The 24,189-nt window shown below is 58.9% G+C and carries 21 protein-coding genes and 1 riboswitch; of the genes, 8 read left to right on the forward strand and 13 right to left on the reverse strand.

Annotated elements, in window-relative coordinates:
* The 8 genes from AC1DF8_RS22795 to AC1DF8_RS22830 form a co-directional block, all read right to left on the reverse strand.
* On the reverse strand, positions 1-651 hold the full coding sequence (locus AC1DF8_RS22795) for an urea amidolyase associated protein UAAP2 (RefSeq protein ID WP_478155137.1): 651 nt from the start codon (positions 649-651) through the stop codon (positions 1-3).
* Between the two features lie 10 nt (positions 652-661).
* The gene (locus AC1DF8_RS22800) at positions 662-1,483 is read right to left on the reverse strand and encodes an urea amidolyase associated protein UAAP1 (RefSeq protein ID WP_478155138.1); all 822 of its coding nucleotides are present in this window, start codon (positions 1,481-1,483) and stop codon (positions 662-664) included.
* Positions 1,480-2,304, reverse strand: coding sequence for an ABC transporter ATP-binding protein (locus AC1DF8_RS22805; protein ID WP_113210322.1), 825 nt, complete (start codon positions 2,302-2,304; stop codon positions 1,480-1,482). The genes AC1DF8_RS22800 and AC1DF8_RS22805 overlap by 4 nt, the downstream gene beginning before the upstream one ends.
* Positions 2,301-3,119, reverse strand: coding sequence for an ABC transporter permease (locus tag AC1DF8_RS22810; protein ID WP_478155140.1), 819 nt, complete (start codon positions 3,117-3,119; stop codon positions 2,301-2,303). The genes AC1DF8_RS22805 and AC1DF8_RS22810 overlap by 4 nt, the downstream gene beginning before the upstream one ends.
* A gap of 58 nt (positions 3,120-3,177) precedes the next feature.
* A complete protein-coding gene (locus AC1DF8_RS22815; RefSeq protein WP_478155142.1) occupies positions 3,178-4,251 on the reverse strand; it encodes a putative urea ABC transporter substrate-binding protein in 1,074 nt (357 codons plus the stop codon).
* Positions 4,252-4,325: 74 nt separating this feature from the next.
* Positions 4,326-4,437, reverse strand: a riboswitch (guanidine-I (ykkC/yxkD leader).
* A 687-nt stretch (positions 4,438-5,124) separates the two neighbouring features.
* The gene (locus tag AC1DF8_RS22820) at positions 5,125-6,321 is read right to left on the reverse strand and encodes a DUF3422 family protein (protein ID WP_113014261.1); all 1,197 of its coding nucleotides are present in this window, start codon (positions 6,319-6,321) and stop codon (positions 5,125-5,127) included.
* Between the two features lie 291 nt (positions 6,322-6,612).
* On the reverse strand, positions 6,613-6,960 hold the full coding sequence (locus AC1DF8_RS22825) for a hypothetical protein (RefSeq protein ID WP_478155144.1): 348 nt from the start codon (positions 6,958-6,960) through the stop codon (positions 6,613-6,615).
* Between the two features lie 45 nt (positions 6,961-7,005).
* The gene (locus AC1DF8_RS22830; RefSeq protein ID WP_478155146.1) at positions 7,006-7,650 is read right to left on the reverse strand and encodes a helix-turn-helix domain-containing protein; all 645 of its coding nucleotides are present in this window, start codon (positions 7,648-7,650) and stop codon (positions 7,006-7,008) included.
* 160 nt (positions 7,651-7,810) lie between these two features.
* On the opposite strand from AC1DF8_RS22830, the gene AC1DF8_RS22835 reads away from it, so the two are divergent.
* Complete coding sequence (locus AC1DF8_RS22835) at positions 7,811-8,776, forward strand: hypothetical protein (protein WP_112545356.1); 966 nt, start codon at positions 7,811-7,813, stop codon at positions 8,774-8,776.
* 3 nt (positions 8,777-8,779) lie between these two features.
* Here the strand turns inward: AC1DF8_RS22835 and AC1DF8_RS22840 are convergent, their stop codons facing one another.
* The 3 genes from AC1DF8_RS22840 to AC1DF8_RS22850 all read right to left on the reverse strand — a co-directional run bounded on the left by AC1DF8_RS22840 (position 8,780) and on the right by AC1DF8_RS22850 (position 12,528).
* Positions 8,780-10,558, reverse strand: coding sequence for a hypothetical protein (locus tag AC1DF8_RS22840; RefSeq protein WP_478155148.1), 1,779 nt, complete (start codon positions 10,556-10,558; stop codon positions 8,780-8,782).
* Positions 10,559-10,646: 88 nt separating this feature from the next.
* The gene (locus AC1DF8_RS22845; RefSeq protein WP_478155150.1) at positions 10,647-11,321 is read right to left on the reverse strand and encodes a response regulator transcription factor; all 675 of its coding nucleotides are present in this window, start codon (positions 11,319-11,321) and stop codon (positions 10,647-10,649) included.
* Complete coding sequence (locus AC1DF8_RS22850; protein WP_478155151.1) at positions 11,311-12,528, reverse strand: sensor histidine kinase; 1,218 nt, start codon at positions 12,526-12,528, stop codon at positions 11,311-11,313. Before AC1DF8_RS22850 ends, AC1DF8_RS22845 begins: the two co-directional genes overlap by 11 nt.
* A 270-nt stretch (positions 12,529-12,798) precedes the next feature.
* Between AC1DF8_RS22850 and AC1DF8_RS22855 the strand changes: the two genes are divergently transcribed.
* Complete coding sequence (locus tag AC1DF8_RS22855; RefSeq protein WP_112545359.1) at positions 12,799-13,149, forward strand: hypothetical protein; 351 nt, start codon at positions 12,799-12,801, stop codon at positions 13,147-13,149.
* A 104-nt stretch (positions 13,150-13,253) separates the two neighbouring features.
* Here the strand turns inward: AC1DF8_RS22855 and AC1DF8_RS22860 are convergent, their stop codons facing one another.
* A complete protein-coding gene (locus AC1DF8_RS22860; protein WP_162710120.1) occupies positions 13,254-13,493 on the reverse strand; it encodes a hypothetical protein in 240 nt (79 codons plus the stop codon).
* A 215-nt stretch (positions 13,494-13,708) separates the two neighbouring features.
* On the opposite strand from AC1DF8_RS22860, the gene arcA reads away from it, so the two are divergent.
* From arcA to arcC, 3 genes are read left to right on the forward strand one after another with little or no spacing between them, the layout of a single operon-like run.
* A complete protein-coding gene (arcA, locus tag AC1DF8_RS22865) occupies positions 13,709-14,938 on the forward strand; it encodes an arginine deiminase (RefSeq protein ID WP_478155153.1) in 1,230 nt (409 codons plus the stop codon).
* A 37-nt stretch (positions 14,939-14,975) separates the two neighbouring features.
* Complete coding sequence (locus AC1DF8_RS22870; protein ID WP_112545361.1) at positions 14,976-15,980, forward strand: ornithine carbamoyltransferase; 1,005 nt, start codon at positions 14,976-14,978, stop codon at positions 15,978-15,980.
* A 1-nt stretch (position 15,981) separates the two neighbouring features.
* Positions 15,982-16,917 carry a carbamate kinase gene (arcC, locus tag AC1DF8_RS22875; RefSeq protein ID WP_478155155.1) on the forward strand — a complete coding sequence of 312 codons (936 nt, stop codon included), beginning with the start codon at positions 15,982-15,984 and terminating at the stop codon, positions 16,915-16,917.
* Between the two features lie 16 nt (positions 16,918-16,933).
* On the opposite strand, the gene AC1DF8_RS22880 is transcribed toward arcC, so the two are convergent.
* Positions 16,934-18,289 (reverse strand): amino acid permease, encoded by a 1,356-nt coding sequence (locus AC1DF8_RS22880; RefSeq protein ID WP_112970344.1) that lies wholly within the window; start codon positions 18,287-18,289, stop codon positions 16,934-16,936.
* Positions 18,290-18,466: 177 nt separating this feature from the next.
* On the opposite strand from AC1DF8_RS22880, the gene AC1DF8_RS22885 reads away from it, so the two are divergent.
* The 3 genes from AC1DF8_RS22885 (at position 18,467) to speC (ending at position 24,174) form a co-directional block, all read left to right on the forward strand.
* A complete protein-coding gene (locus tag AC1DF8_RS22885) occupies positions 18,467-19,393 on the forward strand; it encodes a cation diffusion facilitator family transporter (protein ID WP_113116999.1) in 927 nt (308 codons plus the stop codon).
* A gap of 159 nt (positions 19,394-19,552) precedes the next feature.
* Positions 19,553-21,814, forward strand: coding sequence for an Orn/Lys/Arg family decarboxylase (locus AC1DF8_RS22890; protein ID WP_112970345.1), 2,262 nt, complete (start codon positions 19,553-19,555; stop codon positions 21,812-21,814).
* Positions 21,811-24,174 (forward strand): ornithine decarboxylase, encoded by a 2,364-nt coding sequence (speC, locus tag AC1DF8_RS22895; RefSeq protein ID WP_478155157.1) that lies wholly within the window; start codon positions 21,811-21,813, stop codon positions 24,172-24,174. The genes AC1DF8_RS22890 and speC overlap by 4 nt, the downstream gene beginning before the upstream one ends.
* Positions 24,175-24,189: the final 15 nt, after the last annotated feature.

Consider the following 24,189-nt stretch of genomic DNA (forward strand, 5'->3'; position numbering starts at 1 on the left):
TCAATACTCGCCATCCCAGATCAGCACCCGGATCGGCGTCGGGTCGAAGCCGTTGCAGGGATTGTTGATCTGCGGGCAGTTGGAGATGACGCAGAGCACGTCCATCTCGGCGACGAGTTCGATATAATCGCCCGGTGCGGAAATGCCGTCGACGATCGTCATCTCGCCATTCGGCTTGATCGGCACGTTCATGAAGAAATTGATGTTCGGCACGATATCCCGCTTGCCCATGCCGTGCTTGCTGACTTCGAGTACGAAATTGTCGCGGCAGGCATGCAGATATTTGGTGCCATGGCCGAAGCGTACCGTGTTGCTCTCGCAGGAGCAGGCACCGGCCGAAGTGTCATGACGGCCGCAGCTGTCGGCCGTCATGGTCAGCATGACATTGCCTTCGTTCGACATGATTTTCGTGCCGATGCCGATATAGGCTGCACCCTGCATGCGCATCGTATCCTGATTGGAATAGCGCTCGGAGAAATCATCGGCACGATAGAAGAGCGTGTCGATCGCCTGCTGGCCAAAACTGTCCTCGATGCGGATCGTCTGGCCCTTGCGCACGATGCCGGACCACGGGGCTTCGGCCGCAATGAAATGATCCTGAGCGGCGTTCTGCGGGCTGCGGGCAGCGGAGGTCTGGATGAAATCGGACATCGTTTCCTCCTCAGGCCTGCAGCAAGGTGTTGTTTTCGAAGCCGCGCACGGCTTCGGCGGTCGCCGTGCTGCAAAGATCGTCCGCAGCCGGCACGGGTGCCTTGTAGCGGGTGATGACAACGGGCTTCGGTTGGTAGATGGGGTCCGGGTCAAGCGGATGCGGGCAATTGGAGAAGCCGACCAGCATGTCCATCTCGGCGCGCAGTTCGACGTAATCGCCGCTGTTGGAGCGTTTGCCCTGCCAGCCGAAACCGCCGGCCTCGGCAAGGCGCACGGGCGCGAAGAGGTTGAGGATAGCAGGAATATCGCGACGGTCGAGGCCGAGCTTGACGGCAACGAGGATAAGGTTGTCTCGGGTGTTGCGGGTCTTTTCGCCGGGATATTTCGCCGCGTTCGAGGCCGCCGTCGAGCCTCCCATCAGGCAGTCATGGGCACCGGAACTATCTTCAATCATCGAGAACATGACGCGGCCCATGTCGGAAAAGATTACACGTCCCTTGCCGAGCGCCGTCGTCCACTGGACCTTGGCCGTATCGACGAGGTTGATCCGCTCACTCGTATCATCGGCATTCCAGGCGACGAGCGCCACCGTTGAATTGCCCTCGGCCTGATCGACTCGGATCGCCTCGCCGCGCTGGAGTTTCGTTGACCAGTACCAGCCGCCAGGGATGGTTTCCTGATGGACGATAGCCGCGGCATCGATCGCCGGTGCCGGCAACGGACTTGCGCCGGGCAGAGCCTTGGGCGCAAATTCCAGACCCTTCTTCTGATGCTCTTCGTAGCGCGCGCGATTGGCGGCGATCTCTTCGGGCGAGCGTCTCACATGCATCATAGCATCTCTCCTGATGGTGCCAGGTCGTCCCGGCCATGCCCCAGGGAAGCGACCGGGCCGTCCCGGTCGGGGCTGAAAATCGATGACTGGCCGGCAAGGCGCGGCGGCCAGATGGAAATGTCCTTGGTAATGGTGGCGCCGTAGCGCTCTTTCTCTTCGGGCCGGTCACGGCGGCGCTCGAAGGCGACGACGCGGCTTGCGAGCGTGAAGGCCTCGCGCATGTCATGCGTGACCATGACGACGGTCATCTGCGTTTCGTGCCAGAGCCGCTTCATCAACGTGTGGATCTCTGCGCGAATGCCGGGGTCGAGCGCGCCGAAGGGCTCGTCGAGCAGCAGCACTTTCGGCTTCATGATGAGTGCTTGGGCGAGCGCCAGGCGCTGCTGCATGCCGCCGGAAAGCTGCGCTGGATATTTGCTTTCCGAACCGGCGAGCCCGACCTCGGCGATCAGCTGGCGCGCTTCCTCGATGGCGTTGCGGCGAGCTGCGCCGAAGAGCTTGGCCTTGTATCGCGCGGCTGACAATTCCTTGCCGAGCAGCACATTGCCGAGCACCGTCAGATGCGGAAAGACGGAATAGCGCTGGAAGACGACGCCGCGATCCGGTCCCGGTTCCGGCGGCAGCCGCTCGCCGTCGAGCAGGATCTTGCCTTTCGTCGGCTGTTCTTGGCCGAGCAACATGCGCAGAAAGGTGGTCTTGCCGCAGCCCGACGGGCCGACGAGTGCGACGAAGGCGCGGGAGGCGACGGTCAGCGACACGTCCTCAAGCACGATCTGGTCGCCATATTCCTTCCAGACCTTTTCGATCTTCAATTCGCTCATGCCTGCTTCTCCAGCTCCGACCAAGGGAAGACGGCGATGCGCAGGCGATCGAGCAGTGCATTCATGACCACGGCAAGCAGTGTGATCCAGACGACATAGGGGAAGATGATATCCATCGAGAGATAGCGGCGGACGAGGAAGATGCGGTAGCCGAGACCGGAATCCGACGAGATCGCTTCGGCCGCGATGAGGAACAGCCAGGCCGGGCCGAGTTGCAGTCTGAGGCAGGTGATCAGCCGCGGCAGGATCTGCGGCAGCACGACCCGTAGGCCGATCTGCCACGAGGAGCCACCGAGCGTTTCGGCCTTGACGATCTGTTCGCGCGGCAGTTCCAGCGCCTTCAGCGCCAGATCGCGGACCATCGTCGGCGCGACACCGATGACGATGAGGGCGATCTTCGAGGTTTCTCCGAGCCCCATGACGATGAAGAGGATCGGCAGCAGCGCCAGCGGCGGCACCATGGAGATCACGGCGATGAAGGGGGCAAGCAACGCCCTCAGATAGGGCAGCATGCCGATCAGCATGCCCACGACAAGCGCGATAGCCGTGGAGATGCCGAGGCCGGATAGCAGGCGGATCAGGCTCGCACCGGTATCCGACCAAAGCAGATACTCGCCGGTGCGCGGGTCAGCGACGAAGGCTAGACGGTTAATCGCATCGGCAAATCCCGCAAGGCTCGGCAGAAGCTTGTCATTGGCGTTCTCCGCCAGTCGCGCAGCCGAGCCGTAGGCATAGGCAAGGGCGAGCAGCACGAAGGGCAGCAGCGTCAAGGCAAACTGTGCGCCCCGGCTCGGCCTCGTGTTGATCCAACGCATGGGAAATGCTCCGCTGGTGAAGAAGGGGAGACGCGATTAAGCCGCGCCTCCGTTGCGATCAGAGCGAACCGTCGGCGGCTGCCTTCATGTAGGTCTCGGTGAAACGCAGCTTCACATTGCCCGTATCGCCCAGCACCTTGCCGTCAGGCATTTCGATACCGATGACATCGGCAGATGGTGCACCATTGCCGAGCAGACCCTTCTCGAAGAGGAAGTTACGGACCAGATCCATGGTCTTCGGCAGGTTCGGCGAAGCGGTGAAGGCAACGGCATCGACCGGCTTGTCGAAGAGCTTGGTGGCGGCAAGCTGGGCTTCAAAACCGGCGAGATCGGTGCCCGAAGCAGACCCCATTGCTTCACGGGCTGCCTTGCCCTCGGCAGTATCGGCACGCAGAAGAGCGGCTGTCTCGTACCAGATGCCGGCCAGCGCCTTGCCGAAGTTCGGATTGTCCTTGAGCACGCCGCTATTGGCGACCATCAGGTCGATGATTTCGCCCGGCACCTGCGAACTGTCGAAAACTTTCTTGGCCGTGGGATCTTCCAGGATGGTAGAGACCAGCGGGTTCCAGGTGACGACGGCGGAGACATCGGCGGTCTTATAGGCAGCGACCATATCGGCGTCGGAGGTGTTGACTACTTTCACGTCACGCTCGGTCAGTTTGATGCTTTCGAGCGCGCGGGCGAGCAGATAGTGCGAGACGGAGAATTCGACGAGATTGACGTTCTGGCCCTTGATATCGGCAAGGCTTGCCTTGTCCTTCAGGATGACGGCGTCATTGCCGTTCGAGAAGTCGCCCACGATCACAGCCGTCGTGTCGACGCCGCCGGCAGCCGGGATCGACAAGCCATCCATGTTGGTCAGCGTCACGGCATCGAAGGCGCCTGCCGTGTACTGGTTCATCGACTCCACATAGTCGTTGAACTGGGTGACATCGATCTTGATGCCGTATTTGTCGGCCCATTTCTTGACGATGCCGTGGTCAGCCGCATAGCCCCAGGGCATCCAACCGACATAGATGGACCAGGCGACCTTGAATTCGGTCTTCTGTTCGGCCTTGGCGAAGGAGCTGAAGCCCAGTGCCAGCGAAGCGGAAAGCGCGGTGATGGAAAGGATCTTCGAAAAAGTCTGCATTGAAATTCCCCTTTTGCTTTTCTTCAAAAGGGATCGGCAATGACCATCGTGCCGCCAATCCCTTGGCTTACGAGGTCTCCCGGGCTTTTGTCCCGCCGTGCACCCGGCGGAATTTCTCCCCCGCCGGTGGTGGCTCTCGGACCAGTCACGCCCTTCGAAAGCGCCGGAACCCTAGCCACCAACTCTGCTTATATCAAAGCAAGCGCTATGCCAGATTATCTATGTGTTTGATTTGTAAGGACTGGTAGATATGCCGCTTACTTTAAGGCAGCAAAAGTGCATACTCATGCCTAATTATTAATCGAAATGCGAAAGTATCCTGCGGTGATGCATAAAATTTAATGCGCCGCTACGCTCTTCCCGTTCTCGATGCGCCCGGATCTAACTGTCTGGCCTTACCGGTGACCTATGGAATGTCCCTCGACTCCAATTCCGGGCAGCTTGGCTCGTTTCCGAAGGTGATCTCCCTGCGGTATCCGCCAAGAGTCAGCCCCCTGAAGGTCAGCACGTTCTCATCGCGATAGACGATCTCGCTTCGGTAAATACCCGCGCGTATTGCTCTGTTCCTGGCCCGACTGACATTGCACTGCCCGACCGCTGGCGACACATGCCAATTGGACGTGCCTTGCGTGTCGGTTTGCCAGCCGTCGGCAGGGGCCAGCGTCGAGCTGGCGAGCAGCGCAAATGCTGAAAGTATAAGCTTGGGCGACAATCGAGACTTCACGATGTTACTCCGAGGCAATTCCATTATCGATGCTTCCGCTATTATCTGAAATTGCTCAATAAATCATCCGACGGTGCGCCAGTCGGCTTTGACTTCTCGGCGAATGGTGAACAACCACTCTAACAAGACGCTTTCTTTTTAGCGGGGGCTCATTCTGTCGAGAGCGCATGTTTGACGCGCAGGATGGCGACGGCAACAGCTCCGATAACGAGCGGGATCGACACAAGCATCACCAACGGACTGACGTGATAGCCTGCGTGATCGACGGTTTCCAAAACGACCTTAAACAGGCTTAGCAGATAATAGCTGATAGCGATGATGGAGAAGCCCTCTACCGCCCGCTGGATCTTGACCTGGGTTGCGGCGCGATCAGCCATCGCCTGGATCTGGATGGCATTCTGGTATTCGATTTCAACCTGAATGCGTGTTTGCAGGAGGTCGATCAGGTGCATGGTAGCGTGGGACAGTTGCTCCAGACGCAAAGCAGTCGCTTCGCAGGTTCGGACGGCCGGTCGGAAGCGCCTTGCAACAAAAACTCCAAACCGCTGGAAACCCGGAACATGAGATTCGCGTAGCTCGCCGATCCGCTCCTCGACAATTTTTGCATAGGCGGCAGTGGCGCCGAAACGATTGCGTGTTTCTGCTGCCGCCGAGATAATCTGCGCGGATAGGCTGGAGATTTCGTCAAGCAGTTTCTTATGTTCGGTCGCCGGGGTGGTCTGATTTCGGTTCGTCAGTTGGACGAGCTTCTTGTCATAATCCCCAAGCAAGGGAGCCAGCCGTCGGGCCTCGGGGAGACTAAGCAGCGCCATGGCGCGATAAGTTTCGATTTCGTATATTCTGCGCACCATCCTGCCAAGGCGGTAGGCGTTCAAGTCCTTGTTGAAGAGAAGGATCCGGCTCGTCTTGTCATCCTGAACACGAAAATCAGAGCATACCTGCGCCGCCCCTCCGCCAATTGAAGACGCGGCGGTATCGCGAAATCCGAATTTCGAGAGGGTTAGCCCAAGCTCCGTCGGCGCAGGCCCGAGCACCAGGATGCCGACCCGAGATATGAGCGCCGGCGCGTCCATATCTACAAGAGCCGGAATGTCGTCTTCCAAAAGACTGGATCGCGGCCACGTATCCGTATCTGCGCTCAATTGGGTGACACGCGTGATGGTGACGAATTCGGTGTGGTGCTCCACCTGTGTTCGCGGATCGCCGCTATCATCGCCTTCGGGCAGATAGCGGCTTCCGTGGAGGGCAACGAGGGCAGACGGCATGAGCGCTATATGCTCAACGAAAGCCGGGCCGGTAAAATAGATGGAAGGCCTGGCATGGAGCTCAGCGTTGAAATCCGACATCGTACTATCTCACCGTATTAAGGGTCAAAATGGCCAAGAAGACGCCCTAGCGAAAAATCCGTTTGATCGAAGTACACTTCTCCCAAATCAGTCGGATCTCACGAGGTCAACTATCCCAAGGTCTTGCTAATCGATTTTACTTTTCACGGTTAGGATCGGGACCGCCCGAACTGGAAACGGCCCGGTTTCCGGAGCCGTTTCATGATCCCTTTGTCTGATGCCCACGTGAGCTTGCAGGCATAGCCGGCTCACTCCGAAGCGTTCTGGCGACGGAGAGAACTCAAGTCGGATTCAGGGTTTCAAATCATATGCTTGGTGAGATGCGCGAAGCTCCGCCAAAGTCTTGCCGACGCAGCTACCGCCGCCTGCGCCGCCCGTTGCCTTCGCTTTACCATCCAGGGTGATCGTACCGCCCATGCGTTCGGATGCCACATAGGTTGCGGTACCGTCCTCTGAAATACGCGATATGTAGAAAGCGTGGTAGGTTTCCTTGTATTTGCATTGGATAAGTATTGGAAATTGTTCAAAAGATGGGGTTTGCGCCTCAGCAGTCGCGAGGGGAAGGCCAGTTAGTGCCGTCAGGCTTGCGAGGACCACTTTGGCCGGTGCGTTCAATCCTCGATCGGATGCGTGCGTCATTGTTCAACCCCTTTTTTCAAGATCGATCTTCGAAATCCGCAGCATCTAGATCGTCAGCGCGACGAGCGCATCACGATCGAGGACTCGGACAATGCGTTGCAATTTTCCGTTGAGGCAAAGAATGCGTTTTTCGCGTAATTTCGTAAAGCAGCGGGCCACTGTCTCGACTGTCAGTCCGAGATAGTCGGCGATATCGCTACGCGACATCATCATATCGAATTCGCAATCTCCCGGATGACGATCGGCCGTTTCGTAAACAAAGGCGGCGACGCGCTTCAGTGCACTTTGCTCGGTGATGACGAGTTGCTTGTGCTGTGCCTTTGCAAGGTTCGTCAAAGCAATGTGAAGAAGGTCTATGGGGACGACTGCGTCCTGATTGGCGCGAAAGGGCTTGATAGAGGTTTCGCAAACGGCTTCTGCAAAATCGGTTCGTACATTGCCCGTCTCGAGCCCGAACCATTCGCCCTTGCCGCAAAAGGATAGAATGTACCGCTGACCGCTTGCCGTGAGGCGGTAAATCCGCACCGCGCCTGCTTCGACCTGGTAGATCGCAAGCGCGTGTTCACCCTCGCTATAGATCGTCTCGTCGGCCTTGAGCCGGATGGATTGATCCCTGATTGCTCCGGCTGGTCCGCCATGGCGGTGGCCCGAAACTGTCGTGTGCTTTACGATCGTTTGGTTTTGAAGCATATGCGTCGCCCCCATCCACATCGCAGCATAAGCAATCGTTGCCCGCCCCGATATTCGAGATATCCCTTACGTATTGCTACGGAAGCCCCGGGCTACCAACCCGTGTATAACGCAATTCCCCCTTGATGAGAGTGATACGACGGTATCGCAGGAGGTCTCAATGGTGTCGGAAGAGGGAGGGGAAAACCGCGCAGTTCATGAGCCTGCAAGCGTGCGTATGCAACTTGACCTTATACTCGCCAGTCCGGAATTCCTTGCCCCTGAGCGCGGACGCCGATTCCTGCAATATATCGTTGAAGAGACACTTGAAGGGCGTAGCGAACAGCTCAAGGCCTATACGATTGCACAAGCGGTTTTTGGGCGCGATGCCTCCTTCGATGCACAGAATGATCCCGTCGTCCGCATCGAGGCCGGACGAATTCGTCGCGCGCTCGAACGCTATTATCTCGTCAGCGGAAGCAATGACCCAATCCGGATTACCGTGCCCAAAGGAGGGTATGCGCCGCATTTTTCGAGCGAGGAAAACCGTTCGAACGGAGGAGAAATTTCCGCTCCGCAAAACCGCGAGAACATACGGCGGCCCCCGAGGCAGGGGCAGCCGGTCAGCTATCGTGATCTCCTGTTGCCGATCGGGGTCCCCGCACTGTTCGGGGTAATGGCCGTACTCGCCCTTGTTCGTCCGCTTGAAGCCTATCTCTCCCCACCAAAGGCGCTGCCGGTGCCTGCCGCGTCAACGTCGGAGAACAAGGTCAGGATCGCGATCGAACCTTTTATCGCACTCGGCGGCAGCACGCAGGCCTCTGATTTCGTAAAGGGATTGGCCGATCAGTTGATTGCAAAGTTTATGAGGGTGGAAAGCCTAATCGTGCTTGCCCCCAGCCGCTCCGGGCCAGAAGTGACAGGCTCGCATTTAAACCTGCAAGGAAGCGCCCTCGTCGAGGGCACGATCCTTCATCTTCATGTCCGCCTGATAAACGCCTCCGACGGCGCGGTCATTTGGGCCAATCAATATGATCGAGACCTGCGCGGCCAGACTATTCTCGACGTCGAGGACGAGATCGCYGCTCAAATCGCCATGGCGATTTCGAATAGTCACAGGCTGAGCGGCGTAAGCGCCGATCCTTAGGCCCTACTGTGCGGGCAGAGGGGGGATGACTAATCCCGAGGCGCGCAGTCCGTTCAGGAAGCGCTCCTGGTCCTCCGGTCGTTGCAGACGGAGTGCGACCTCCTGGCGGATATTCGTCATCAACGCTGGCGCGTGGATATTGAGCCAATCCCGTTCGAGAATGGCCTCGTCCGTCTTTCCGGCCGCTCCGAGAATGGATAGCAGCAGAAGGCGATGCAGAACATTGTGATCGAAATCGGACCTCCGCGACCACTTTTCCGCCTCTTCGATATCTCCTTTCATCAACGCGCACAGAGCCAGACCGTTTTCATAATAACCTCTGGTGCCGACACCCTTGTTGAGGGCGATCGACAACAATTCGCAGCCCGACTGCCATTTCCCCGACAACGCCAATCGAAGGCCATACTCGCCCGCGACTTCCACGTCATCGGGATCGGCAGCATAGGCCGCCGTACCCGCCTTCAGGGCGTCGTCGATATCTCCCCTGAAGAAGCTCACCAGCATCTGCGCTTGCAGCACATGGGGATTGCCCGGCGCGAGTGATACTGCTCGCTCCACCGCAGCGCTCGCCAGCGCAAGAGGCTGCGATGACGATGACGTGCCGAGCCTGTGGCGGTATCTGATTTCGTCGAGATAGATCATGGACAGCAGCGCCCAGGAAACCGCATTGTCAGGGAACCGCTGGGTTGCTCGCTGCAAGCATTCGCGTGTCGCGCTGTGGTTTTGCGCGGTCATGGTCTGACGATAGCTGGAATAGGCAAGCGTGCATTCGTAGGCCCTCCGGTCTCCCGTCTGCGCCGGGGGCGCTATCATATCTTTGTCGGTCTGAAAGATGACGCCATAGGGTTGTGCAATTGCATCGGCGATTTTTCGCGCGACATCGCCTTGAATCACAAGCTTGTTCTGATCTCGAAGATTCCCATCGAAATTATTGGCCCAGATGACGGCTCCATCCGCTTGGCGCACCAGCCTGGCGGCAGCTCGCAGCCTGCTTCCATCGATCTGGACATTGCCCTGCAACAGGTAGGCGGCAGCTGCGACATGCTCATCGCGGAGCGGATCTGCGACGACAATGATGTCATCGAACTGGGCGAGCTGCCCGATAATGTCGTCCCGCAGACCGAGGGCGATATCGGAGCCGTCGTCAGCCGGGTTGCCATCCGCGAAAAAATCGACAACCACCCTTGGCTCCAGATGTGCCGTCGGCAATGCCGCGATTGGCACATCACGCCAAGACAGTGCGAAGGTGAGGGCCAGGAGAAGAAGGGCAAGGACGACAGCCACCACGGTTCCGAGACCAAGACGGGCTATCCATCCCCCAGGACGTGATTCCTCAAGCGAATGTCCTTGATCTTCGTGCTCAACATTTCGGGGATCTTTCGAGATCTCGACCGGCTCAGCCGGAGCCTGCGCAGCCCGCGCATATTCGAAATGCGGCACATATCCGCCTTTGGGCACCGTAATGACGACGTTGTCCCTCTGGCCTGCGACGAGATAATAGCGCTCGAGTGCCTTACGTATTCGGCCGGCCTCGATCCGGACAACCGGATCGTTCTGCGGGTCGAATGAAGCTTCCCGGCCAAAAACTACATTTGCTATTGTAAACGCCTTCAGGAAGTCCGATCGACCGGCAAGCGTCTCGTTGACGACGAATTCCAGGAAATTTCGTCCACGCTTCGGCGCGTGAAATTCCTCACTTGTGAGGATTCGTTCGACCTGTCGGCAAATCTCGTCAGCTGTCGGCTCAATATTGCTGAAATCTTTGATCTTTGCGCTTCTCATGATCGCCCCTACGACAAAGATCACACGCAACTATATAAGTCAGTTCTAACGCATCATACCGCACAAGCCTGAGGTTGCAAGAATTGCTTTAGGATTGCCGAATATAAGTTGACCAGCTCCCGACGGGCAAAGCTTTCGCGGTTTCAGGTGGTTGCGATGCGGCATCGATGGTTATGGCCATTCGCATGAGCTCTGCCAGATTGCGCGCGCCCATTTTTGCCATCACATTGGCACGGTGGACCTCCACCGTGCGCGAGCTGATGCCGAGTTGATACGCAATCATCTTGTTCTGCGCCCCATCGAGGACGCCGATCAGAACCTGATATTCGCGCTCGGTCAGCTGGCGCAGCCGTGTGGCGACGCTGCCAGAATCAGGTAGAATCCTGCTGATCCGCCTCTTGTCCATCGCTCCGTTGATGGCCGCAATAAGCACGTCTTCCTTCAACGGTTTTTCCAGGAAATCGAATGCCCCGGCCTTCATCGCCTGTACCGCCGCGGCAATATCGCCGTGGCCGGTAATGACGATTGCCGGCACGTCTATGCCGAGGCGTCGCAGGCGATGGAGCAATTCGACGCCGCTGCTGTCAGGCATGCACAGATCGGTGACAAGACAGCTTCGGCCGGACAGCGGCAGAAGTTCCAGGAACGCCTTCGCAGAACTATGTGCACGAACGGCAAAGCCTGCCGACACCAGTAAAAACGTCAGAGAGCGCCGGAGCGACTCCTCGTCGTCGACGAGATGGATCGTAAGGTCATTCGCCATTGATCGTTGTCTCCGCCAGCGGCAGCGAAAACGAAAGGACCGAGCCTCCCTGTATTCCCTTGCGCGCGCTTATGCAGCCTCCATGCGCTTCGATGATACGTTTCGATAATGCCAGCCCCATGCCAAGTCCGCGCGGTTTACTGGTCACAAAGGGACGAAACAGCGCCGCTTCGATCTCGGCGGCAATTCCGCAGCCATTATCGGACACCTCGACGACCAGCGAGAAGTCGTCGGTTCTGGTTCGGATTGCGATGGTTGGCTGCTCAATGCCATCGGTCGCCTCGACGGCATTGTGAAGAAGATTCATCAGCACCTGGACGATCTGGACGCGGTCCGCGACGACGATATCCTGCGCTGCGTCGAGCCGCATATCGGTTAGAAGGCCTTTCCGGGCTGATCCGGCGAGCCCAAGCGCTGTCGCTTCGCGGATCAGCGCGTGCATCGCCTCCGGCCGCTTCTCACCGGCGCCGCGCTTTGCAGCGTCCCGGATGTTCTTGACGATCGTTCCTGCCCACGAGGCGTGCTGTGTAATTTCCGACAGAGCTTCACGAAGCTCCTCGCCGTGCCGGCGGCCATCGTTCGTCACAAGGCGCCTACACCCCTCGGAGTAGGCGGCGATCGAGGACAGCGGCTGGGAGAGTTCATGTGCCAGCGTTGCCGTCATCTCTCCAAGCGCGACTATCCTGGCAAGACGCGCCAGCTCACATTGAAGCTCCTGAATCTGATGCAATGTCCCGCGTTCAGTCCGGAAATCCTCAAAGATCGCAGCCGCGAAGGTTTCTTTTTCGCCTTTTTCTCGGATGATGGTCAGGGCAGTTGGAAACTGAACGCCGCTCTTGGTGGTTGCCAGGCCCGCACGCACTACGCCTTGGTCCGCCCAGCGTCCCTTGATCTGAATATCCGGCATTGAAGACCAGACGAAGTCGATCTTGCGGTCGAGCAATTCATCTTCCTCATAACCGAACAAAGTCACCGCAGCCCTGTTACAGGCCGAAATTCTATTGCTCGCGGTCATGAAAAATACCGCGTCGGGCATGTGTTCGTAGAGTTGCCGGATCCAGATCGCCTGTTGTCCGTTCTCCCCCGACAGGCTTGGCGCTGAGTTAGGGCGTGCTAATCGCGATCCGCTGAACGAGGTTCGTCCCATCCCGCCCGGGACAAAGGAACGATATTCGGCAACTTGCGGCGCCTCCATCTTGGTGGACATGATGGTCTCCTCCGCCCTTTGAGAAGCAATCCAGGGCCTCGACGGCCTTTCCTTCTCAACAATGACGTGAGTTTACCATCTTTGGATGGGGGATCAGTGTAGTATCGCGTAGACTCTATTGGTCTTTTTCTGCAACCGGACCTGCTGAAGGACCGGCGAGCCGGCGCTTTGGCGCGGCCTCATCTCCATTGATCCGGCTCAATGCCTCTGGCTCGCTGTTCCGCTACTCTGCGACGCGATGGGTTTACAGCCATTTGAGGGAGCTGGAAGATGAGAAAGTTTGCTCTTGCTATTGCTATTGCAACCGCTGCGTCGTTGGTGACACCTGTTGGCGCGCAGCAGAGCCGCAAGGAATTCCGGCGCATGAATTGGGCCGAAAACCTGCCGGAGCACATTAGAACCTATCACGACAAGCGGTTTTCCATCGTCAGTTTTCGAACCGCAGTTGAAGTCGGCGCAATGCCGAGGCCGGGCAGCGCTGAACACGTCAAGGAAATCCGGACGGCGATCCGTTCCAACTCATGGCTCGTTCAGCAACTGAAGGCCAAGAAACTGACACCCAATCAGATCGAATGGGTGACGCGCGCCCGCAACGGCAACCTGACGTTCTACATCGAATGAGCGAGCATGCAGGGTTCCCGCGAAGGAAGCCGCGCGATCGCAAATCCATCAAAAGGCAGGACATAGCGGAGGTCGTTGCGGCATCCGCGCGCTGGCAGGAAAAATCACGCCGGCCGAGTGACCGGCATTCCGAAACAGGGCCTCTTGTTGGTCGACGCTCGTTCATCGTCGGGGAGGGTTCGGTGATGTGGCGGTTGGTCGTCGAAGCTCCGTTCGAAGAGGATATAGAACTCGCCGTCATAGACGACGAAGGCGTCCATGCCCTTGTTTTTCCCTGCCTTCGTCTGCCCGGCGGATGGGCTAACGCGCTCACCGGCGAGTTGCTGGACGTTCATCCAACCCATTGGCGTTCGTGGCCGATACAGCGTTGCGATACGTCCGACCTTCATTGAATGGAACTGCATTCTCTGGAGGCTAGGCCAGGGAGTTGCAAATGCTGCAATGCACCTTGTCTGCAATCAATGACATGCCCCGGCCTGCCCAAATAGGCTGCCAGCAGGCTGAATGTGTTTAACGGTCGGCGGCGCAGCCGCCATCCTAAGGCTGGAAGGAGGACCGCATGCGTGGTTTCGGTGTTCATTCTGAGGTCGGAAAACTGAGAACCGTCATGGTCTGCAAGCCATCTCTGGCCCATCAGCGCCTGACGCCTGCAAACTGCCATGACCTTCTTTTCGACGATGTCTTGTGGGTGCATGAGGCCCAGAAGGATCACTATGATTTTGTCCTGAAGATGCAGGAAAGAGGGGTCGAAGTTCTCGAGCTCCATGACCTGCTCGGCCAGGCGCTCTCCGACAAGCAGGCACGCGATTTCGTGCTGGATCGACGCGTCACCCCGAACGTGCTCGGCTCGCAGATCGCCGAGGCGATGCGGCCATGGCTCGACGAGATGCCGGCCCAACAGCTTGCCGCCTTCATGATCGGCGGCATTTCAATTTCCGATCTGCCTGATGTCAGGGCGAAGTCGCTGATGCTGAGTGCCCTGCCGGAAACCGATTTCGTCATCCCGCCCATCCCCAACACCCTGTTCCAGCGCGACCCTTCCTGCTGGATTTATGGCGGGGTAACGTGCAATCCGATGTTCTGGCCGGCAAGACGCGCCGAGACGCTGATCCAACGCGCGATCTATAAATTTCACCCGATATTCCACGGCGGCGACTTCCGGATCTGGTGGGGCGATTCCGACAATCAGTTCGCCAATGCCTCGATGGAGGGTGGTGACGTGATGCCGATCGGCAATGGCACAGTTCTGATCGGCATGGGCGAACGCACCACCTATCAGGCCGTCGGCCAGGTGGCGCAGGCCCTCTTCAGGAACAAGGCGGCAAAGCGGGTGATCGGCTGCCTGATGCCGAAGAGCCGCGCGGCAATGCATCTCGATACGGTCTTCAGCTTCTGCGATCGCGATATCGTCACGCTATTTGCGGAAGTCGTCGACCAGATCCGCTGCTACAGCATGTATCCGGTAGACGACGACGGCACATTCGAGATTCATCCCGAAAGCCAGCCGATGCTCGATGTTGTGGCCGAAGCGCTCGATCTGCCGCTATTACGCACGGTCGAAACAGGCGGCAATTCCTATCAGGCCGAACGCGAACAATGGGACGATGGCAATAACGTCGTCGCGCTCGAACCGGGTGTCGTCGTCGCCTACGACCGGAATACCTATACCAACACGCTACTGCGCAAGGCAGGTGTCGAGGTCATCACGATTCGAGGTTCCGAACTCGGCCGCGGCCGCGGCGGTGGGCATTGCATGACGTGCCCGATCTGGCGGGATCCGGCTTACTGACGTTTTCACTCACAAAACTGACCGACGGAGCAAGACCATGAGCTTCAATCTGCGCAATCGCTCGCTTCTAACCGTGCAGGATTATACGCCGCGGGAATTCCGCTATCTCCTCGATCTCGCCCGAGATCTGAAGCGGGCCAAATATGCCCGCACCGAGCAGGAGCACCTGAAGGGCAAGGAAATCTGCCTTATCTTCGAGAAGACCTCGACTCGGACAAGATGCGCTTTCGAAGTCGCCTGCTCGGACCAGGGCGCCAATGTCACCTATCTCGATCCGTCGGGCTCGCAGATCGGGCACAAGGAATCTTTCAAGGACACGGCACGGGTACTGGGGCGCATGTATGATGCGATCGAGTATCGCGGTTCCGCGCAGAAGGGCGTGGAGACGTTGGCAAAATATGCCGGAGTGCCAGTCTATAACGGCCTGACGGATGAATATCATCCGACACAGATGATTGCCGACGTCATGACCATGCGTGAACACAGCGACAAGCCGATCGCTGCGATCAAATATGCTTATGTCGGTGACACACGCTCGAATATGGGGCATTCGCTTTTGATCGTCGGCTGCCTGCTCGGCATGGATGTGCGCATCTGCGGCCCAAGATCGCTGTGGCCCTCGGAAGAATATATGAAGATCGCCAAGGATCTGCAGCAGGCTTCGGGTGCGCGCCTGCTGGTTACCGAAGATCCCAAGGAGGCCGTCAAGGACGTCGATTTCATCCACACCGATGTCTGGGTTTCGATGGGTGAGCCGAAGGATGTCTGGCGCGAACGCATCAAGCTGCTCACTCCCTACCAGGTGAATAAGGACCTGATGAAAGCGACCGGCAATCCGCAGACCAAGTTCATGCATTGCCTGCCGGCATTCCATGACACCGAAACCACGCTCGGCAAGCAGATCGCCGAAGATTACGGCATGGAGAACGGCCTCGAAGTGACCAATGACGTCTTCGAATCTGAGGCCAATGTCGCCTTCGAGCAGGCGGAAAATCGCCTGCACACGATCAAGGCCCTGCTTGTCGCTACTTTGGGAGATTAGAATGCGTGTGGTCATTGCGCTCGGCGGCAATGCGCTTCTCCGGCGCGGGGAGCCTATGACTGCCGATACCCAGAGGCGAAATGCGCGCCTCGCGGCCCAGGCGATCGCGCCCCTGGCGGCTGAACATGAACTTGTCATAACCCATGGCAATGGACCACAGGTTGGGCTGCTGGCACTCCAGGGAGCGGCCTATAAACCCGAGGAGGCCTATCCGCTTGATGTTCTCGGTGCCGAGACAGAAGGCATGATCGGTTACATGCTGGAGCAGGAACTCGGTAATCTCCTGCCATTCGAGCAACCCCTGGCGACGCTTCTGACCATGGTGGAGGTCGATGCCAACGATCCCGGCTTCCAGAACCCCACCAAGTTCGTCGGACCAGTCTATGACAAGGGCGAGGCGGATCGGATCCGCACGGAAAAGGGTTGGGTATTCAAACAGGATGGCGACAAATGGCGGCGCGTCGTGGCCTCGCCGATACCAAAGCGCATCTTCGAGATCCGTCCGGTTCGCTGGCTACTCGAAGAGCGGACGATCGTCATCTGTGCAGGTGGCGGCGGCATACCGACCATGTATGAAAAAGGCGCCGACAGGAAGCTGATCGGTGTCGAAGCCGTCATCGACAAGGATCTCTGTTCGGAGCTCCTGGCACGGGATCTCAACGCCGACATGCTGATCATGGCAACGGATGCCGAGGCCGTCTGCATCGACTGGGGCAAGCCGTCTCAGAAGGCAATCCATCGCGCCCGTCCTGATGATCTCAACCAGTTCTCCTTCCCGGCCGGCTCGATGGGGCCGAAAGTGGACGCCGCCTGCCATTTTGCACGGGCAAACGGCAAGACAGCCGCAATCGGTTCCCTTGCCGACATCGGCGGAATGGTCCGGGGCGAGCGCGGGACACTTATCAATACCGGCTTTGACGGCTTGAGCTGGCACTAATCTCTCGACACAAACACTATCCCGAGACGGCCGGGCGCGATGCTGCAGCTGCTGCCGTCTCCTTGTCTGTCGCTTCGGCCGCGTTTCGTCTTTGCCAGACATAGACAGGAATACCAAGCATCAGCAACACGAGGCCATAGAGCACCGGTTCTGCTCCGGAGCCGTAGAGGGTGAAGATCGCAAAGACAAAGGCGATGAGTTCGATCGCGCTTACTCTTGGCATTCGCCCGAGCGTCGCGCCGGCAACAAGAGTTCCGGCAAGCGAACAGAAGGCATAGGGAACGACGGCGGCCATTGTGCTCAGCCCCACCATCAAACGATAGACGGCGGCAAAGCCTTCTGAGCCAAGTGCCTGAACGAGCACCAGGATCGTTGCGAAAAGAGCTGAAATAACCATGCCCCATGCAGGCACGCCGCGCGAGGAGAGCCGGGCAAAAAGCGGCGGAAATAGACCGTCGCGGGCCGCCGCCATCGGAACCTGCCCCATGAGAAGGGTCCAGCCATTGAGCGCACCGATCGAGGACACAAGCACGGCGATCGAGATTGCCAGCTCGCCCGGCCGGCCCCACATGACCCCAGCCGCCTGGGAAAAGGGCGCGACCGAATGGATGAGCTGTTCGCGGGGCAAGAGGCCCATCACCACGACAGTGCCAAGCACGTAAAGCGCGGCGGCGATCGATATCCCAAGTACGGTCGATCGCGGAATGGTCCGCTCCGCATTTTCGACGTCGCCGGCAGGAACTGTCGCCGATTCCAGGCCCAGATAGGCGAACATGGTGAGAGGCGCCAGCGTTGCAAACGACTGCAGCAGCGGCTGGCCGCTCGGGTTGAATTCGGCGAAATGCGATGTGTCGATATAAAGAAGGCCGATAATGGCAACGGCGCCGAAGGGGAGCAACTTGGCATAGGTCGTGACCTGCGCGAAGAGGCCAGCGGCGTGGACGCCGCGAAGATTGACGAGCACGATCGCCCAGATAACGCCGAGCGTCAGCACAGTCGCGGTGAAGCGGTTACCAAGTGCAGGGAAGAGATCGACCATCACGCCGGTAAAGGCAATCGCGATCACGGGCAGCGATGTCCAGATGGAAATCCAATAGCCCCAGGCGATAAGGAAGCCTGCGAAATCGCCGTAACCGAGCCGCGTATAGGCATAGGGACCGCCAACGGCGGGCACGAGCCTCGCCAGGCGCGCGAAAGTAAGGCCGAGGCAGATCGCCCCGGCACCCATGAGGATCCAGACGATGATCGCAAGGTTGCCGTAGGGCGCAACAGCGGCCGGCGAAAGGTAAAATCCGGACCCAACCATGTTTCCAACAACGATGGCTGTGCAGGCGCCAAGTCCAAGGCTCTTGCCATTCGACGAGGTTGTCATGAAATCCCTCCCGTGAGCCGGCTTCCGGAAGCCGATGGCTCTTCGGACTGCCTTCGAGCCGCGATTGTCGTTGCAAAAACGGGCTCCCGCAATCCGGATCAATGCGTAGTCTGACGGTCTGGTTTAGCCTTCGACATCAGGGTAAAGCAGCTACTCACAGTGCTGGAGGTGACGTTGATGTTGGGCGAGCAGGGGTTTCTCAGGATCTCGATTGCAGCCACCGTTGTGGTCGCGGTGCTCGGCGTTGTCTTCGGCATTCTGTCCGGCTCATTCTCCATCGCCTTCGACGGCGTCTATTCGCTGGCCGATGCGGCTATGACCGGGCTTGCACTCTGGGTTTCCACCCTGATCATCAAGTCGACGCAGAGCGATGCCCAGTCCGGCAGGATCCGAAACCGCTTCACCATGGGGTTCTGGCATCTGGAGCCGATCGTATTGATGCTCAATGGCTGCCTGCTGATGACGGTCGGTGTCTATGCATTGATCAGCGCGATCATCAGCATTCTGAACGGCGGCCATGAACTACGTTTTGGCATGGCGATCGCCTATTCCGCGGCAACCGTGCTCGTCTGCGCCATCATGGCTGTCCTCGGCATCCGGTTCAACCGCCGCATCAAATCCGATTTCATCTCGCTAGACATCAAGGCCTGGATCATGTCGGGCGGCATCGCGCTTGCACTGCTTATCGCATTTCTCATCGGCATGGCCGTCCAGGCGACACCTGTTGCCTGGGTTGCCAGCTATATGGACCCTGCGGTCCTGATCCTCGTCTGTCTTGTCATGATCCCACTCCCGATCGGCACGATCTGGAAAGCGCTGACCGAAATCCTGCTGATCGCGCCTGTCGATCTGCAAGAGCACGTGGACCGCATCGCATCCGACACGGTGCGCCGCCTCGGCTTCGTCTCGCACCGCGCCTATGTCGCCCAGGTCGGCCGCGCCAAGCAGATCGAACTCTACTTCATCGTGCCCGAAGGGCTTCCCGCGAAAACCATCGAGGAGTGGGACGCGCTGCGCGACGAGATCGGCAATGCGATCGGTGATGAAAGCGCCAATCGCTGGCTGACCATTGCCTTCACCGCCGATCACGAATGGGCGGAATAGTCCCGGCACGAGGCTTCCCCCTTCGCCGTGAAATGCTTCCCGTCACGTTGATTGCAATCAACGACGCTGCACTACCCGTCATGTACCATCCTTCAACCTGAGATGCAGACGGCTGCATGGCGGCCGCAGCGTTTGACCCCTCGGTTTCTGGAGGAACGCATGGAATTCCAGACGGCATTTCCTATCGCTGTTATCGACGAGGATTTTGATGGCAAGAGTGCTGCCGGGCGCGGCATGCGCGATCTGGCCGCCGCCATCGAGAAGGAAGGATTCCGGATCGTCTCCGGCGTTTCCTATGAAGACGCCCGTCGTCTGGTCCATGTCTTCAACACCGAATCCTGCTGGCTGGTCTCCGTTGATGGCACCGAGGACAAGGCGACACGCTGGCAGGTGCTGGGCGAGGTTCTGGCTGCGAAGCGGCAGAGAAACGACCGTCTGCCGATCTTCCTCTTCGGCGACGACACGACCGCGGAAGATGTGCCTGCCGCAGTGCTGCGGCACGCCAATGCCTTTTTCCGGCTGTTCGAAGATTCGGCGGAATTCATGGCCCGCGCCATCGCGCAGGCCGCTCGGAACTATCTCGACCGGCTGCCGCCGCCGATGTTCAAGGCGCTGATGGATTATACGCTGGAGGGTGCCTATTCCTGGCACACACCCGGCCACGGCGGCGGCGTCGCCTTCCGCAAGAGCCCCGTCGGTCAGCTCTTCTATACGTTCTTCGGCGAAAACACGCTGCGATCGGATATTTCGGTATCGGTCGGGAGCGTCGGTTCGCTTCTCGATCATGTCGGGCCGATCGCCGAGGGCGAGCGCAATGCGGCGCGTATCTTCGGCACGGATGAGACCCTTTTCGTCGTCGGCGGCACGTCGACCGCCAACAAGATCGTCTGGCACGGCATGGTCGGGCGCGGCGATCTCGTGCTCTGCGACCGAAATTGCCACAAGTCGATCCTGCACTCGCTCATCATGACAGGCGCGACACCCATCTATCTGACGCCGTCCCGCAATGGGCTCGGCATTATCGGCCCGATCTCCAAGGATCAGTTCACGCCGGAATCGATCGCCGGCAAGATTGCCGCCAGCCCCTTTGCCGGGCAGACCAGCGGCAAAGTCCGGCTGATGGTCATCACCAATTCGACCTATGACGGGCTTTGCTACAATGTCGATGCCATCAAGGCGTCGCTGGGTGATGCAGTCGAGGTACTGCATTTCGACGAGGCCTGGTACGCCTATGCGAATTTCCACGAATTCTACGACGGCTTCCACGGCATCTCGTCGAACCAGCCAGCGCGGTCGCAAAACGCCATCACCTTTGCCACGCACTCGACGCACAAGCTGCTGGCCGCCCTGTCTCAGGCATCGATGATCCACATCCAGCATGCAGAGAACAAGCGCCTCGATGTCACGCGCTTCAACGAAGCCTTCATGATGCACACCTCGACCTCGCCGCAATATGGCATCATCGCCTCCTGCGATGTGGCCGCCGCGATGATGGAGCAGCCGGCCGGTCGCGCGCTGGTGCAGGAAACAATCGACGAGGCGATCAGCTTCCGACGGGCGATGAATGCCGTCAGGAAACAGAGTGACGGAAGCTGGTGGTTCGACGTCTGGGAGCCGACGGTTGCCGAACAGACGCCGAGTGACACCCATGCCGACTGGGTGCTGAAGCCCGATGACGCCTGGCATGGTTTTACCGGCCTTGCCGAAAACCACGTCATGGTCGACCCGATCAAGGTCACCATCCTGTCGCCCGGTCTCTCGGCAAGCGGGGTGATGGACGAGCACGGAATACCGGCTGCCGTCATTACCAAGTTCCTGTCGTCGCGGCGCATCGAGATCGAAAAGACCGGTCTCTACTCGTTCCTCGTCCTTTTCTCGATGGGCATCACCCGCGGCAAGTGGAGCACGCTCGTCACGGAACTCCTCAATTTCAAAGATCTTTATGATGCCAATGCGCCATTGACCCGGGCGCTGCCGGCGCTCGCCGCGGCCCATCCGGAAGCCTATGCCGGCATGGGCCTGAAAGATCTCTGCGAGCAGATCCACGCAATCTATCGCAAGGACGATGTGCCGAAGGCGCAGCGCGAGATGTACACGGTGCTGCCGGAAATGGCCCTGCGTCCCGCCGATGCCTACGACCGGCTGGTCAAGGGCAAGATCGAGAGCGTCGAGATAGACAATCTCATGAACCGCACCCTTGCGGTGATGATCGTTCCCTATCCGCCGGGAATTCCCTTGATCATGCCGGGCGAGCGGATCACCCAGTCGACCAAGTCGATCCAGGACTATCTGCTCTACGCCCGTGACTTCGACAGCAAGTTCCCAGGTTTCGAAACCGATATTCACGGCCTTCGCTTCGCGCCCGGTGATGGCGGACGTCGCTACCTTGTCGATTGCATTGCAGGGGAGGGCCAGGAATGATCCCGCGTGATGTGAAGTCTCCGACGGTCGCCATACCCTTCCACAAGATGCTGAAGATCGTGGCGATCATCGACCGCGACAATTCTCAGGCACAGGCGCTGGTGTCGCAGATCACCGCTGACGGATTCGAGGTGGAGTTGCGCGACGATTATTCCGCCGATGTCTCCGAGGATGCTGATGTCGGCGCCTATATCGGTTCGGTCGAGGGCGGCAAGCTGCTGGCGGCGCGCAGCTTCCTTCGTTCCGTCAGGGAGATCGGTTTTCGCACGCCGATCTGGGCGATGGCCGATACGCTGACGATTGCCGACATGGATGTCGTGGAAATGGCCGGTGAGGTGGATGGTTTCGTTTATCTCGGCCAGCAGACACCGACCTTCTATGCCAAGCAGATCGTCTCCAGCGCGGTCAATTACGGCAAGTCGCTGCTGCCGCCCTTCTTCGGCGGCATGATGGCCTATGACGGCGAGGCCAATATCGCCTTCGATTGCCCGGGGCATCAGGGCGGCCAGTTCTATCGGAAATCGCCGGCTGGGCAGCTTTTCTTCAAATATTTCGGCGAGAGCATTTTTCGAAACGACCTCTGCAACGCAGACGTCGATCTCGGCGACCTGCTGATCCATGAAGGCCCTGCCGTCGAAGCCCAGAAACAGGCAGCGCGCATCTTCGGCGCGGATCGCACCTACTTCATCCTCAACGGCACGAGCACCTCCAACAAGGTGGTGGCCAATGCCGTATTGCGCAGCGGCGATCTCGTGCTCTTCGACCGCAACAATCACAAGTCCCTGCATCAGGGCGCTCTCGTGCAGGCCGGCGCTATTCCGATCTATCTGCCGACCGCCCGCAATTCCTTCGGCATGATCGGTGCTGTCGATTGGGCGGCCTGGGACGAGGGCTGGCTGCGGCAGAAGATTGAGGAGCACCCGCTGGTCACCGACAAGAGCCGGGCGAAGGGTGAGAGGCCTTTCCGTCTCGCCTGTATCCAGCTCGCGACCTATGACGGCACGATCTACAATGTGCAGCAGGTCATGGAGAAGATCGGCCATCTCTGCGATTACGTGCTCTGGGACGAAGCCTGGATTGGCTATAACGCCTTTCATCCGCTCTTTGATGGCCATAGCCCGATGCGCCTCAAGGACCTCGGTGCCGACATGCCGGGTCTGTTTTCCACCCAGTCGGTCCACAAGCAGGGCGCAGGCTTCTCGCAGGCGTCACAGATCCACAAGCGGGACGAACATATCAGCGGCCAGCGCCGCTTCGTCGAACACAAGCGCTTCAATGAATCGCTGCTGATGCATGTTTCGACCTCACCCTTCTATCCGCTTTTCGCCTCGCTCGATGTCAACGCCAAGGTCCATGAGGGCAAGGCCGGCGAAATGCTGTGGGACCGCTGCATCGAACTCGGCATCGAGGTGCGCAAGAAGCTGCGCGGCTTCGTCAATCACTACGAGAGCAAGGCGGCAAGCCCCGAAGAACAATGGTTTTTCGATCCTTTCGTCCCGGACAAGGTCTCGGTTTCAGGCTCGAAGCACACCGGCGATCTCGCCGATACCAGATGGGAAGATATCCCGACCGATGTGCTCAAACGCGAGCAGCAATGCTGGCGGTTCGATCCGCAGGCGAAGTGGCATGGTTATTCGGGCTATGCGCCCGGCTACACCATGGTCGATCCGAACAAGCTTGCAATCCTGACGCCCGGTATCGACCGGAAAACCGGTGAATATCGCGAGTTCGGCATTCCGGCGACTGTCGTTGCCAATTATCTGCGCGAGCAGAGGGTGGTGCCGGAAAAATGCGATCTGAACAGCCTGCTTTTCCTGCTGACGCCTGCCGAAGACGAAAGCAAGCTGAACACGCTGGTCGCCAAGCTTGTCAAGTTCAAGAACCTGTGGGACCGAGACGCTCCGCTGCAGGAGGTGCTGCCGACCGTGTACGCGGCCAATCGCGAGCGCTATGCCGGCTATACCGTTCGCCAGGTTTGCCGGGAGATGCACTCCTTCTATCGGGAGGCCGGCGTCAAGGAACTGCAGCGTCTGTGCTTCCGTTCCGAGAGCTTCCCGGAGCCGGCAATTGCGCCCAAGCAGGCCTATGAAGCGCTGGTCGCCAACAATGTCGATTACGTACCGCTGACGGAAGCCGCCGGCCGGATCTCCGCGACGCTGGCGCTGATCTATCCGCCCGGGATCGGCGTTATCGTACCCGGCGAGCGCTGGGACGAGCGGGCGCGGCCGATGCGGGACTATTTCCTGGCCTTCGAGGAATCCTTCAATCGCTTCCCGGGCTTCAACTACGAGGTCCAGGGCGTGTTCCAGGAGCGGATCGATGGGCGGATCAAATTCCACACATATGTCGTGCGCGAGTAGGGGGTAGGGAGGATT

The organism is Rhizobium sp. 05N49 (assembly GCF_056396805.1).